Origin of the sequence: Bacillus sp. PSXD-155 (genome assembly GCF_049310765.1) — a bacterium.
Lineage (GTDB): Bacteria > Bacillota > Bacilli > Bacillales > Bacillaceae_G > Bacillus_A > Bacillus_A cereus.
The window spans coordinates 1-14,284 of the sequence record NZ_JBMOWC010000081.1 but is presented as its reverse complement, the minus strand read 5'-3'; the positions used below and the strand labels follow the sequence as shown (position 1 = coordinate 14,284).

The window sequence follows — 14,284 nt, the reverse complement described above, 5'->3', positions numbered from 1 at the left end:
TCAGACACAGAAACAGACATAAAAAACGCCATCCTTTCCTATGATTCTACAGAAAGAATAGCGCATTTTTTCATTTTAGGGTGGCATTTCTTTTTATTAGTTTGATAGCGAGGCGACGATACCCCTTTATTATTTTTCAGACTTCGCTTGTTCTAAAATGTATGCTTCTTCTTGTTCCGGTGTCGCTAATTTGTATGCTTTACCAGTGCTGTTATTGTCCCATTCCCATAATAAATTATGCTCCTCAACCGATTGAGAGAAATCGCCTTCATACCAACGAACCAACATCTTAAGGTACTGTTCTTTATGTTGTAAGGTTCCACTATTACTTTCATCAATCGCTCGACGTACTTTTCCGATATTTTCTGGAGTCATTTTGATAAATCCTTGCTTTTCGTGAGATAATACTTTTTGATGAGTCATTTTGTGCATTGCATTGATTATATGACGATCAGAGTTGAGGTCAAGTATTACCTCTTCCCCTTTAATTCTCTCAGTCTGCTTTTCCTTAACGTCTGAACCTGCATACGTACCGACTTTGTAACCAGTAAAAATACCAACTGCTATAGCAATAACTAAGGTTGATGTGATTTTAATCCACTTTTTCAAACCTCTTACCCCCTTTTATTGAAGTGTACCATAAAAGAAGAACTGTATACCCATATCTATCTGTGAGGTCTACATAACGCATCATTATCAGTAGTCAATGATGCATGAAATTGTCGTTCTGGGGGTAATTAAAAATCTTAGCTTGATAGCGATGTGGCGGTACCCCTTAAAGTAAAAAAAGGACAAACCTCGCCCGAGTTAACTGGGCGTAAGGTTTGTCCTTCACGCTACGTACAATAGAGTATAAACAATGGAAACAAATTTTCTATTTATATTTTAACATAGAATCTATATAAAATACTATACAAATTTAAGGTCGTAAATAAAAAAAACAACAAAACAAAACATATTTAAAATTTCACATACCGAATAGTTAATAGAAAATCAGAAAAAAATAAGGACATAGGGGGCTTTTTAACTTCTTATTTACTGTTATTATTTATTTGTTTCTGAAACACCAAAGAATTTTGAGTATGTGTAAGATCATATTCTTCTTATAGATGTCTTGACGCATTATCCAAGCTAAGGTCTTTGAAGAGAGGTGGACTTTCATAGTTTGATGGGGAGTAGTCTTATTATTACACTGAGTAAAATTGAAGGAGTCTAAGGGCTTTGTTTTTATATAATTTAAGTATATTAAGTAAATTAAATATATCCATACCAATATAGATATATTACAATGTATTAAGTGAATAAGAAGGAGGTAAGGTGATCGAAGCAATTAAAGACGTTGTAGCAATAATCGCTTCAGTGTTCGGAATCATAAACTTAGGTTTAGACATCCATACTAAAGCGACTAAGAAACTACAATAAAGCAAAAAGCGGAAGCGTAATAAACGCAAGCGCAAATAACCAAGTTGAGGGATAAGGTTGACAGCCAGTTTCCCCTCATTATTATAGCATCGATCACCAAAAAATGATGAAGAGATTAAAACTAATTGATTTAAGTATTTTTGTTGTTCTGTTCTTATGGTTACTATCTAATGATTTTAGTGTAAAGACTAAGTTGGGCTGGGCATTTGTAGTTGTATGCATTGTATATGCTATTCTATTGATAATTAAGTTATGTATGAGAGGTGAAGACGAATGAAGTATCATTTAAATTCTAGGGAAGAAATAGATAATTTCATTAGAAACGAAGTTCTTATAACATCGGAAGCAATGGAGATTTTAGATGTTAGCCGTTCCCGTATGAGTGTTATGATTAAGTCTGGTAAATTAACACCAGTTAAAAAACTAGGGAATGTGAGTTTATTTCTAAAAGCTGATGTAGAAGCCAAAAAAGAAGAATTAGAAGGATTAAGAGAAAAGTTTCGTCCTTATGATGAGTAAGAAGAGGTTAACCCGATTACTAACAACCTAATCAAGAAAGATCTCCCTTAAAGGGAGAAACGCTATTCTTCCCGTGATTCTACAGAAAGAATAGCGTTTTTTATTTTATGAATTTTTCTTTAAAAATTGATTAATGCTGAACCATTCTTGTTTATTGGTAAGGCTAAACAAGATACAACAGAAGAGTAACAATTCATAAAGAAGAAAGGATGCAATTTGGAGTATATATATGGGAATTATCATTACATTAATGAAATGGAGTGTACGAATTGGGATATTTCAACCCAGAACTAATGAAAAATAATCTAGATCAGGAAGAAGCAATACAAATTGTAAAAAACTATTTAAAGAGATTAGCAGAAACATATGAAGATAAAGAGTATGCAGCAGAAGTTATTGAACGTATTTACAATGAGGATACTACTTGGGAGGATATTGACTTTATTTTAGAGTGTAAAAAGCTAACATAGGTGTATTATTTTCAAAAAGAGATTTCTATAATAATATTTTGTGTTAATACAATTGAAGAATCAAAAGAAGAAACGGGAAACATTGACTGGTTCGCAGGTGACATTGATAAAAATTGCCAAATATAAGTTGTGGTCAATGTATTCTTCTAAAAACGTAAAAAAAGACACTATTGAAAGTGTCTTTTTTACGTTGACATACTATGAAAGAAAATGTAGTGATTAATCATGATTTGTTGGATGCTTCTTGGTTAAATCTAGTATAACATTAAAATCAATATTTATACATGTGAATTTACATATATTAAGATTTTATCAAATTAGCAGAGTCATCTCAAATACTATTAGGAAGATTGAATTTTTATATATCTAAAACTAAGTTAGTCTCATTAGGGTCTGATATGAATATCAAACCCTTTTCATTATATATAATTATTTCACTGCTTCTTTTAATTCTTTTCCAGCCTTAAAAGCTGGTACCTTTGAAGCAGCGATTTGCATTTCTTCACCTGTTTGTGGGTTACGTCCTGTACGTGCAGATCTTTCGCGTACTTCAAATGTACCAAATCCAAGAATCTGTACTTTCTCCCCATTTGCTAGCGCAGTTGTAATTGTATCTAATACAAATTGTGTTGCTGCAGCTGCATCTTTTTGTGTAAGTTCTGCTTTTTCTGCTACTGCTTTTGTTAATTCAGTCTTATTCATTTTCTACACCTCGTTATATGTAATTAGGTGATTATTATAACGTGCCTATACTTTTGATGCAATTAGTACCATACCTATATAGTTTTATAAGCTAATTATAAGACTACTCTTTTTATTTTTTAAGATTGACTAAACTTTAATACACTGTAAGAAGAAGTTACAGGGAGAACAATTGGTGTGTCAAATTTACCAGGGCTATGTTGAGCTACCCTTGGACCGTCTGGAGTTTTTTTAATAACAAAAACAGTATGCCACATAGTTCCCGAGGAAGTTTCTTTATATTGTACTACATCACCTGCAGCTGAACCTTTCCATACTGAGTTTTCACTAAAAGTATCAAAGTATGTTAATCTTTTTGTCCAATATTTATAAAAATCTACAACCCTAATCCAACTTGTAGTTACTTTTCTTTGCATATATCCAGTCGGAATTGTTACAAAAACACCATTATACCAATGTGAAATATTATCTGAAGTATTAGGAGTATACATATTTATAGTAGATGGCCTATTAATAGATTTTCCCCCAGCTTGTATAATTTGTGAAACGTAATTTGTACAATCACCACCATCTCCTCCATTTCCATAGTATCCATAAGTATCATTTGAAGTAGAACCAGCATGTCTAGCAGCGTAACTAACAGCTGTAGTAACATTAAATCCACCTTCAGGAGGTACTGCATATTGAATACCATTAGATTTCTGATTTACATTTTTTTCGGTTTGAATTGCTTCATTTTCATTTTTAATTTGTTTTAATGTCTTATTTGCAAGGTGATCCATATTAAATGTCCCTGAGGAATGTAACAATGATTGTTGGTTTTCGTTTGATAATTCTTTTCCTTCATTTTCACTTATATAGTTCGCTGCATAAGCTAGTATCAGTCTATAATGTTTTTCAGTTTTTAAATTTTCATCTTTCCCATACATTAATTGATCAAATAGATAATCCCTTAGTTCTTTAGATCCCATTTCGTAAGATAAATTTTTACGTTTAAAATAATCAAACAATATATCTTCAGCTTGTCCCAGTGTAAATGAATCATATGTGGTATCATTAAATGCTTGTTTTTTCTCTTCAACAATTTGCTGTTCGGATTTTTTAGTCACCTCTTGAGCATAACTTACTTCGAAACTACTGATTGTAAGTGTACAAGTAATCCCTAAACCTAATAAAAATTTCCTTTTTTTCATTTTCATTCTCCTTTTGGAATTATTTTCAATACTGTATAATGGTATTATAGTTTGTAATGTTTTGTAAATAAGAATATTCTAAAAATAAAAGGTAGGGTGAACATTATTTCATGAAATTTTCAAAAAAAAAATTATTATTATTATTAATTTTATTGTGTAGTATAATTTTTATATTTTCCGCTACCAGAGAATCTAAGATTAAAGATTTTCCTATTCCAATGTCTGCTATTAACATTCAAGATGATAAAGTAAAAGCCTATACATATATTAGTATTATCCCAATTACCGAAGCCAAAGGATGGGAGTCTCTTGGACAAAATGGCCATGAAATAGAATTTAAAAAGGGTGATAGAACAGTAGTTATAGTAAATTATCCAGAAGATAATAAATATTATATGTTTGAAAGATAATTTATTATTTAAGTAGATAACTTGGCTCTCGCTCTATATGCACATGCTGTAATTTTTATCTTTGTAGTTAGAATAGTAGGGGGAGAAATATCTATTCAAGATCAAAATGAGATTACTGATATTAGCAGGATAAACATAAAAGAAGCTGGAAAAAAATTATGTTTTACTTTCCTCATGGCGTTCAAAATTTATTAAAAAAAGATTAGTAGCTCCCTATTATTTTCAAATTAAGTAGAAGAAAATTTGTTTATTCACTCTAAGAAAAAGCTATCCATAAGAACAATTATTATTTTTTAGATATAAAAAAGGAGCAAATGATTTGCTCCTTTTTACTTAGAAAATTAATTTAAATTACCTAAATGCAGGATGCAATAACTAATTGCATAAAGAGCGATTGCTAGCCAAGTAACTATATACATAGCAATCTCAAATTTGGAAGCTTTTCCTTCTCGTTTGCTTTTTCTTAATTGCCTAATATATAAGAAACTACAAATAAAAAGTAATAGTGTAGCAACTTCCTTTATGTTTATTAATGTATTTATCATAAATAATCCTTATCCTTTTACATTTAGTTAGCAGGTGGAGTACTAGCAGGGCTAGCTCCACAAGTCATTGCAAATAAAAATATAGTCGCAGGTTGGATAGCTAGCCCAAAAAATGCAAGAACACCTGCAGCTCCACTCCAATCCTTCGCATCAACATATTTCATGAATTTATTAAGCTCGCTACCAGTTATTCCAATTGCCTCAGACATACATCTTTTAAAAGCGCTTGAAGCATAAGCTACCGAATCATTTTCATTTAAATATTCAGTAAAATAAACAATGCCCTCCTTTTGCTCTTCGCTGTATTTTGATTTATCTAATTCTTGTTCATTAACGTTATATTCCCCAGTAGCTTTATCTTCGACAATAATATCCGTGAAAATATATTCTAATTCATTTGCTGCCTGAACGAGTTCTTGTTTAGAAGGGTGAGAACTTGGCAACCTTTCTTCAGCAAAAGCACTAGTTGTAAAAGACGTAACAAAGCACAAAACGAGTAACAAAGAAAATATTTTCTTTGTTACTGAAAAACCTCTTTTCTTTAAAATCGACATACATTAACACTCCTTTTTAATTTTTTTATACATGTATATATTAATTATTCTATTAAACTTCATCTAAACCTTCTTTTCTTCCAAAAAAATTCCATTTTTGATTTTGTTTTTCTAATCTGTACTTTTTCTGTAAGTTTATATAAAATCCTAATTTTAAAACTAGAAACAAATTTTATAAAATGACGATAAAAGATTAGCTGGATACCTTGTCAATTTAAAAAACTTCACACCAAAAGAATTAAATAATTTTCCAATAAGAAACAAGCATATTTTCGTAAAATGAGTTGAATATTTATGTTGAGTAGGAATATAATAAGAACATATGTTCTGTAAAGGAGACTAAAATAGTGTATGACTATTCACTTTGCCCAAATAATACTATATTTTGCCTAGATCTTGTTTCGTTTTTTGCATCTGTTTCTTGCGTCAAACTAGGTTATGATCCACTACAAACAAAATTAGCGGTAGTTAGCGATACTACAAGACCAGGTTCTGTTGTGTTAGCTGCCACAAAACCACTTAAAAATTTAGGTATAAAGCAGGGCAGTCGTCGATATGAACTAGAAAATATACCAGGTGTAATAGTTGTAGATCCACAAATGGACACATACATACGCTGCTCTAACTACATAGCAAAGATTATATTGCGGTACGTTCCCCCTGAATATTATTTCCAGTACAGCATTGATGAGTGCTTTATACAGATTGACAACGTATTTTCTCTTTTTGCTGATAATCCCAGAGAATTTGCGGTAAAACTACAGCACGAAATATATAGAAAAACAAGAGGTATTTCAGCGGCAGTTGGAATTGGGAAAAACATGATCATGGCGAAGGTAGCACTTGATATAAGTGCTAAAAATAGTCCAGACCTAATTGCAGAATGGGATTATAATGATGTACCTACAAAAATTTGGTCAATACGCCCATTAAGTAAGTTTTGGGGAATATCAGCAAAAACAGAGGCTAAGTTAAATAGGAAAGGGATACATACAATAGGCGACTTAGCTCATTACCCTTTAAAGTATTTACAGAAGGAATTCGGGGTGATAGGAACCGATTTACATCTCCATAGCCATGGAATTGACTTTAGCCGGATTACGGATACATACAAACCCAAATCTACTTCCATTGGAAAAAGTCAAATCCTAATGCGGGATTATAAAATTGAAGAGATACCAGTAATTCTGCTAGAACAGATAGAAGAGGTTTGCTACCGTATGAGGATGAAACATAAACTAGCTCGAACCGTCCAATTCTCCATAGGTTACAGTCGTTCATATGGTGGCGGCTTTAGAAAAAGCGTAACATTTGAGCGGCCAACTTGTATGACAATGGATATCTATCATATATGCTTAAAATATTTAATGGAGTTGCATACTGGCGAACCGATTAGAAGTATCAGTATTTCTCTGACTAACTTAGTAAATGAAGGTGTGGAACAAATTTCAATATTTGATGATATAAAGAAAAGAGAGCAACAAATTAAATTAACAAGGGCTCTAGATGAAATTCGAACTCGTTTCGGTAAAAATAGCATTTTGCGGGCTGTCTCTTATACATCGCATTCGACGGTTAGATACAGAAATACCCTTATAGGAGGCCATAAAGCATGAGAGAAATACGTATTCCTCGAGGGCGTGGAATTGAAAAGTGGAATCCATTTTGCAGTATGCCACAACAGTTTGCCGAGCTGCATAAATTAATTCAAGATCAAACTAAAGTTTCAAAACCAATACTAGATTTACAAAAAAGTGAAGAGATAAATCTAGTATTGAGCCGAGCAATACAGACAAAAGAAGATGTAGAGATGTGGCACTTTAAAGATGGAAATATATTATATATGATTGTTAGTATTCATAAATTAGATGCAATAAATAAGATGTTAATTGTTACTGACGCATTTGGCTTTAATACTCCATTGTACTTAGATGATATTGTAGAGTGCATCATACACAGCTAATGAAAAAGGGATAATGGGGCTAAAGCACTATCGAAAGTCCTTATCTCTCCAGCTCAATACACTACAGAAAGAGAGCAGAGGGCTCGCAAATATGAATACAATAAGAACCATAATTTTGTCAAAATGTTACGACAAGCTTATGGTTCTTTTGGTTTACGGAAAACTTATTTTTTCATAATTGGTGTACCGCCACATCCCCATCAACCTAAGAAAACAAATTAACCCCAAAACAAAAAAATCCTTCACATAATATATGAGAGAAAAGGATAGATAAAGGGATTTTAGCCTTATCTATCCTTTTCTGTATTACAAGTGATTACGTTTACTACTCAAAACTTCTATTACTATTTTTATACACCATAACAAATTTAATTAGGTTGTGGTGTACTTTAAAGGCGGTAAACTATCATATCTTAATAGTTCAGAATGTCTTCTAATAAAAGGAATAATCCACATTAATCCAATTGTTATTAGCACAACAGACATTAAAAGAATGATAGTTAATTCAGGTTGTGCTGAAGATGTGCTTGTAGTTGTAGATTTTAAAGCAGAAAAGATATCTCTTGAAGCTACAATTATATTATTAACCATGTGAGCTATTATAGAAGGGAATAAACTTTTAGTTTTTAAGTACATCAAACAAGAAATAATCCCGAATATTGTGGTTCCAAATACATTGTTTAGATGCAAAACACCGAAGCAGATGGAAGAGAATATAACTGCTTTTTTTATTCCAAATTTATATGTAAAACGACTAAGAATAAAGCCTCTGAACAAAATTTCTTCACAGATAGGAGCAATGAAAGAAAGAGTTATAGCTTTCATTAAAACAAACCACATGCTTTGTGTTTTAATTATTTCGTTTGTATCCTCTAGCGAAGTGCTCTTTGGTATTAATGAGAATACCATTACGATTAGCAATAACATACCTAACCCGAAAATCATAGTCATAATTGCTGATGCAAAAATTTTTCTGAAAGAAAAGGAAGATGGTTTTGACAAGTAAGTTTTAAACGAGATATTATATCTTTTAAATTTAAAACCAATCCAAAACATAGGAATAGCATAAATTGAAATAATAAGAGCAATATTCAACTTTACATCTTTAGGAATTTCTGTGAATAATAAAGGCAAAATAAACATCATTATTGCAAAAGAGATAATAGCCCACATTAAAATAAACCTGGTTTTCATATGTTCAAAAATTTTATCCATTAATAGCCTCCTGTAGTTTTATGTATAGTATTCTATATTTTATTATATCATTTTAAAGGTATATTTTGGTATTTTATCTGATGTAGGTTGTCCGCCATTTTGGATCACGTTAGATTGATATTAAGCTAAGATTTTACACTACCTATACTGCAACAATGAAGTGATTTCTGTAGAATTATAGGAAAGGATGGCGTTTCTTTATGAATCTTTCGATTCTTGACGAACTTCAGCCGATTGCTGAAGAATTACAACGACATATGTCACCTCATAATCTAGAACTCCTAGCCAAAGAAAAAGGATTTGTTCAGCGAAAGAGTAAATATCAAGCACAGGAGTTAGTTGCTTTATGCGTATGGCTTAGTCAACAAGTCGCAAGTACATCACTCACACAATTATGTAGCTGTTTAGAAGTATCTACAGGTGTTCTTATCAGTCCTGAAGGACTTAATCAACGATTTAATGCTTCCGCAGTAAAGTTTCTTGAACAAGTTCTAGCTAACCTTCTAACCCAAAGAATTCATTCAACACAAGAAATAATTCATCAATATACCACGATATTTAAGCGCATTCCAATTCTAGATTCTACAACATTTCAGCTTCCAGATAGGTTTTCTTCACATTATCAAGGTTCAGGTGGAAGTAGTCATACGGAAGGGGTCAAAATTCAATTGGAGTATGACTTATTGAGTGGGAAATTCCTGTACGTTTATGTAGGAGAAGGAAGAGAAAATGATAAAACCTTTGGTTCAACAAGCATTAAAAACATTCAACCAAAAGACTTGTATATAAGAGATTTAGGCTATTTTGACTTACATGACTTACGGAAGATCCATGATAAAGGAGCTTACTATGTATCACGTTTGAAATTAAATTCTCGAATCTATCGTAAGAATGATGAACCAGAGTATTTTCGGAACGGGACCGTCAAGAAAGGAACACTCTATATTCAATTAGATATGGAAGAGCTCATGAATCAATTATCCCATGGTCAAACAATGGAAATTTCAGAAGCATACATTGGACAGTATCAAAAATTACCAGCTCGTGTTATTATTCATCGATTAACAAAGGAACAAACAGAGAGAAGAATGAAGGAACAAGCTAAAAAAGAAAAAAAGAAAGGTATTATCTACAAAGAACGAAGTAAACGGTTGAGTGGAATCAACGTGTATATTACAAATCTTTCTGCAGAAAATGTTCCAACGAAACATATCCATGAGTTATATTCATTACGCTGGCAAATTGAAATTTTGTTCAAAACATGGAAATCTTTCTTTCAAATTCACAAGTGCAAAGAAATTAAGAAGGAACGCTTAGAATGCCATTTATATGGGCAACTTATTAGCATTTTACTCTGTACATCTACTATGTTTAAAATGCGTCAGTTACTCTTGGATAAGAAAAAGAAAGAGTTAAGTGAATACAAATCCATTTATATGATAAAGAATTATTATGTATTGTTTTACCAAGGATTACAAAGGGGGACCCAAGAATTATCAAAGATTTTCCTACGTCTGTTCAACCTTTTAGAGAAAAACGGATGGAAATCTCATCGTTACGAAAAGAAAACAGTCTTTGATATCCTCGGCGTTATGTATAAGTGTACGTTGTTAAAGAGTTTCACAGTCGCATAATATTTTTCAAAACACCTTTTGGTAGGTTTATTTGTTATGCATATTTTTAGTGTAGTCGTAGAAATTCCCAAAAAATACACTCGTATATACCGTCATGATACCCTTAGCTTGATGGTGATGTGGCGTGCCCCCTATATGGTGGAGATAAAATCGTAGCGGATAAAATAGGAGAAAAACTAAATGGCCTAAAAGTATTGTATTTTAATATTAAAATTTTAAGGGTAGTCAACTATATAAAATGTAACACTGACGTTCCAGGGGGATTATGTTGAATACAATAATGAGGAGAAATGGTTTATGTCTATATTATTTTCTCGTCCAATTACTATATATTTTTAGCATACTATTAGCTATAAGGAGGGAGTGCAGAAATGGAAGAAAAGAAAGTGACGTGGTTAGAACTCTTTTATGATTTGTTATTTGTGGCGGCAGTGACGGCTGCGACTCATGTTTTACTTCATGTTGAAGATGGTCAAATCCATGCAGAGTATTTAGTAAAATTTGTCTTAATTTTTATTCCAATCTGGTGGGCTTGGGTAGGTCAAACCATGTTTGTTAACCGGTTTGGAAAAGATTTATTTCATCAAAGAATTTTTTTGATCCTGCAAATGTTTTTTGTCCTAATAATGACATCAAGCTTATCAGCTGATTTTGATCCTTATTATCTTTCTTTTTTAATTGGCTATATTGGCTTAAGGGTCGTGACTGCAATTCAATATCTTGTTGTCCAGCGTATAGAAGAGGGGGCTCGAAAAAAAGCAGCACTCTTTTTAGGAAGATATTTTTGGATTGGAATCGTTATTTCATTATTATCCGTCTTTTTTGACTCTTGGATTCGATATGCTGTGTTATATTTTGGGATTCTTATCGATATTATTGTCCCACTGCTTGGAAGGAAGTGTTTAGAAAAGGTTCCTACAAATACAGCCCACTTGTTAGAGAGATTTGGTCTATTTTCCATTATTCTCTTTGGGGAAGCTCTTGTAAGCACTCTTGTGGTCATTCAACCTAAACAAGGAAATTGGGATTCAATAAACTTTGCGATCATTTCATTTATCCTCATTATTTCGATGTGGTGGCAATATTTCGATAACATGGAGAAGAAACTCGACAAGTCTAGACAAACTTCTGGTCAAATTATTATTTACGGTCATTTATTTATTTTAATGTCTTTGAGTATGGTTGCAGCATCCATTAGATTATTATTTTTACATGAGGTCTATTATTCTTTTATCTTATATTTTGTTTTTGGTTCTGTATTGCTCTATTTCCTGTCAACTACAATTGTTTTTCATCAATACAGGTTTGAACAACAACGCGTGAACATTTATCATTTATGCTTGTTTTTAGGAATTTTAGCAGTCTTTTTTGTTATTAATTTAATTATAGTAGTGCCGAATATTGTGATAATAGGACAATTAACCTTATTTTTTATCATCTATGCTAAATTAACAAGCACATAAATAAAAGAATCAAATAAATTAGTATCAAACTATAATACTGGTTTATATGTATATGTTGGTAACTTTTACATTTGATATTAAATCTTATAATTCACGGTGACTCTGATGCAACTGTACCTTTTGAGTTAAGTGGAAACGCACATATGATTCCATTCCTGATAGTAAACTTGCTCTAATACAGGGTGTTCTCATGGATTAAACGCAACTCATGCAAAAGAATTTAATGAAGCATTATTAACATTTTTAAAAGAATAATCTTTGAGGAACTACCAGAGGCGGTTCAACAGCAATATCAAGAATAATAACACGAATTTATCATTAGGGGTTTTCCAAAAAGAGTAGCGCTATGCTTTTTGGAAAACCTTCTTTACATAGTTTTTTTAGGTCTCTTAGGGGAATCGTCACAGCGCTATCAAGTTAAGAAATAAATTCTTCCCATAAACGAAAAAAACGAACTGAACTTCTATGGACAACTATGAAAGAATGAAATTTTCGTTTTAGGGATAATTCAAAATCTTAGGTTGATGGACATGTGGTGCTACCCCACATCCATCAACTTAACGTATATTTTTATACAAAATGCGGTCTTTCCACGTAGTTTTTTATTATCTTTTATAGATGTTATAAAAGTAGGCACGTCAAATAAACCCTGACGGGTTTCAAATTTTTCGCTATGCTACCTGATGGGCAGAAGTGGTATACTCATACACAACACCTAAAATATCAAAGACTGTTTTTTTCTCATATCTGTGAGATTTTCGTCCGTTTCGCTGTAGGAGGTTAAACAGACGAAGGAGAATCTTTGATAATTCTTGGGTGTTTTTATGTAGTGCTTGATGAAAAAGTAAGAAATAATCTTTAATTATGTACATCGCTTTATATTCACTTAGTTCTTTCTGTTTCTTACGTAATAGGAGTTCTCTCATTTTAAACATAGTAGAAGAACATAATAGAATACTAATGAGTTGTCCATAAAGGTGGCATTCTAATCGCTCTTGTTTAATAGATTTACAACGATGAATTCGAAACCAAGATTTCCATATTTTAAATAACAGCTCAATTTGCCAACGCAGTGAATATAAATCATAGATTTTCTCTTTCGGTACCCATTCCGTAGGAATGTTTGTCATATATACCGTAATTCCTTGTAAAAGTTTCGTACGATCTGTATATGTAATCCCTTTTTTCTTTTCACGAATAGCTCGATCATGTAGACGTTTCTGTTTTTGCGCCTCTGTACATCTATAAACCACAATGCGAGTGGGTAGTTTGTCTTTGCTCCCTACATATACATCTTGTAATTCATAAACTTGGCCAGGTTGTAATTGGTTCATGATGTCTTCCAAATGAATTTGTATATATACCGGTCTCAATTGAGCAGGTTTTGTTTTAAATACCACTGTTTCGAATTCTTTTCTATATATTTTAGTTGGTAATTTAAGACGCGATAAATAATACCCTTCCTTATCTTGGATTGATTTAAAGTCTTGTAAACGAAAATACCCTAAGTCACGAATATATAGTTCATTCTTTTGTGTCATGTCCATTCGAGTCGCCCCATATGCCTGATCACTTCGTTTTCCTGGTTCAATTTTCACATCAGAAAACTCTCCACTCAACAAGTCATACTCTAATTGAATTTTTACACCAGCTGTATGACTACAGCCTCCGGCACCAGGATAAGTAGCTGCGAATCGATCTGGAACTTGAAAGGTTGTAGAATCAAGGATGCGAATCCGCTCAAAGTAAGCAGAAAGAGAATGAGAAATTGTAGATGATCCTCCAATTTTAGCTTGTAGAAGTGTAGTAAATACAGTTCGAAAGAAGGCTACAGAAGCCGAGTTAAATCGTCGATTCAGTCCCTCAGGACTTAATAAAATTCCTGTTGAAGTTTCTAATTGACTACAAAGTTGAGTAAGAGAGGTTGTAGCGATTTGTTGATTTAACCATACACACAAAGATAAAAAATGGTGCCCATGGCACTTACGTTTTCGTTTCATTCCACCTGCTTCTATAGCTAATTGATTAAGTGTAGCGGGAGACATATATCGATATAACTCTTCGGCAAATAAAGACAGCTCTTGTTTTTGATGCATATTCATAAAAAGCACGTCACCCTTTCTCATTAACATAAGAGAATAGTAACGTGCTTTTAAGTTTAAGAATAGTCTATTTTCTTAAGTTGATGGATGTG

At 32.3% G+C, this 14,284-nt stretch carries 13 protein-coding genes and 1 pseudogene; 8 read left to right on the top strand and 6 right to left on the bottom strand.

The window, feature by feature from the left end:
• Window positions 1-129 precede the first annotated feature (129 nt).
• Window positions 130-609: a PRK06770 family protein gene (locus ACO6VI_RS31345; protein WP_048565371.1), complete on the bottom strand. Its 480-nt coding sequence runs from the start codon at window positions 607-609 to the stop codon at window positions 130-132.
• 1,086 nt (window positions 610-1,695) lie between these two features.
• Between ACO6VI_RS31345 and ACO6VI_RS31340 the strand changes: the two genes are divergently transcribed.
• Window positions 1,696-1,941, top strand: coding sequence for a helix-turn-helix domain-containing protein (locus ACO6VI_RS31340; protein ID WP_340720356.1), 246 nt, complete (start codon window positions 1,696-1,698; stop codon window positions 1,939-1,941).
• 269 nt (window positions 1,942-2,210) lie between these two features.
• Window positions 2,211-2,411, top strand: coding sequence for a hypothetical protein (locus ACO6VI_RS31335; protein WP_422425028.1), 201 nt, complete (start codon window positions 2,211-2,213; stop codon window positions 2,409-2,411).
• A 429-nt stretch (window positions 2,412-2,840) separates the two neighbouring features.
• Here ACO6VI_RS31335 and ACO6VI_RS31330 read toward each other — a convergent pair whose 3' ends face one another.
• Window positions 2,841-3,113, bottom strand: a complete 273-nt coding sequence (locus ACO6VI_RS31330; RefSeq protein WP_422425026.1) for an HU family DNA-binding protein — start codon at window positions 3,111-3,113, stop codon at window positions 2,841-2,843.
• A 119-nt stretch (window positions 3,114-3,232) separates the two neighbouring features.
• Window positions 3,233-4,306, bottom strand: coding sequence for an amidase domain-containing protein (locus ACO6VI_RS31325; RefSeq protein ID WP_422425024.1), 1,074 nt, complete (start codon window positions 4,304-4,306; stop codon window positions 3,233-3,235).
• A 110-nt stretch (window positions 4,307-4,416) separates the two neighbouring features.
• On the opposite strand from ACO6VI_RS31325, the gene ACO6VI_RS31320 reads away from it, so the two are divergent.
• On the top strand, window positions 4,417-4,716 hold the full coding sequence (locus tag ACO6VI_RS31320) for a hypothetical protein (RefSeq protein WP_422425023.1): 300 nt from the start codon (window positions 4,417-4,419) through the stop codon (window positions 4,714-4,716).
• 568 nt (window positions 4,717-5,284) lie between these two features.
• On the opposite strand, the gene ACO6VI_RS31315 is transcribed toward ACO6VI_RS31320, so the two are convergent.
• Complete coding sequence (locus ACO6VI_RS31315) at window positions 5,285-5,815, bottom strand: hypothetical protein (protein ID WP_422425021.1); 531 nt, start codon at window positions 5,813-5,815, stop codon at window positions 5,285-5,287.
• 347 nt (window positions 5,816-6,162) lie between these two features.
• Between ACO6VI_RS31315 and ACO6VI_RS31310 the strand changes: the two genes are divergently transcribed.
• On the top strand, window positions 6,163-7,431 hold the full coding sequence (locus ACO6VI_RS31310; RefSeq protein ID WP_422425019.1) for a Y-family DNA polymerase: 1,269 nt from the start codon (window positions 6,163-6,165) through the stop codon (window positions 7,429-7,431).
• Window positions 7,428-7,778 (top strand): YolD-like family protein, encoded by a 351-nt coding sequence (locus tag ACO6VI_RS31305; RefSeq protein ID WP_422425018.1) that lies wholly within the window; start codon window positions 7,428-7,430, stop codon window positions 7,776-7,778. Before ACO6VI_RS31310 ends, ACO6VI_RS31305 begins: the two co-directional genes overlap by 4 nt.
• 372 nt (window positions 7,779-8,150) lie before the next feature.
• On the opposite strand, the gene ACO6VI_RS31300 is transcribed toward ACO6VI_RS31305, so the two are convergent.
• Window positions 8,151-8,993 (bottom strand): type II CAAX endopeptidase family protein, encoded by an 843-nt coding sequence (locus tag ACO6VI_RS31300; RefSeq protein WP_087966744.1) that lies wholly within the window; start codon window positions 8,991-8,993, stop codon window positions 8,151-8,153.
• Window positions 8,994-9,193: 200 nt separating this feature from the next.
• Here ACO6VI_RS31300 and ACO6VI_RS31295 point away from each other — a divergent pair, with 200 nt between their 5' ends.
• From ACO6VI_RS31295 to ACO6VI_RS31285, 3 genes and pseudogenes are all read left to right on the top strand, one after another.
• Window positions 9,194-10,627: an IS4 family transposase gene (locus ACO6VI_RS31295; RefSeq protein ID WP_422425016.1), complete on the top strand. Its 1,434-nt coding sequence runs from the start codon at window positions 9,194-9,196 to the stop codon at window positions 10,625-10,627.
• A gap of 371 nt (window positions 10,628-10,998) precedes the next feature.
• Window positions 10,999-12,090 carry a low temperature requirement protein A gene (locus tag ACO6VI_RS31290; protein WP_422425014.1) on the top strand — a complete coding sequence of 364 codons (1,092 nt, stop codon included), beginning with the start codon at window positions 10,999-11,001 and terminating at the stop codon, window positions 12,088-12,090.
• Between the two features lie 74 nt (window positions 12,091-12,164).
• A pseudogene (locus ACO6VI_RS31285) lies at window positions 12,165-12,345 on the top strand (alpha/beta fold hydrolase); the annotation flags it as partial.
• A gap of 416 nt (window positions 12,346-12,761) precedes the next feature.
• Here the strand turns inward: ACO6VI_RS31285 and ACO6VI_RS31280 are convergent.
• Complete coding sequence (locus ACO6VI_RS31280; protein ID WP_422424664.1) at window positions 12,762-14,192, bottom strand: IS4-like element ISBce2 family transposase; 1,431 nt, start codon at window positions 14,190-14,192, stop codon at window positions 12,762-12,764.
• Window positions 14,193-14,284: the final 92 nt, after the last annotated feature.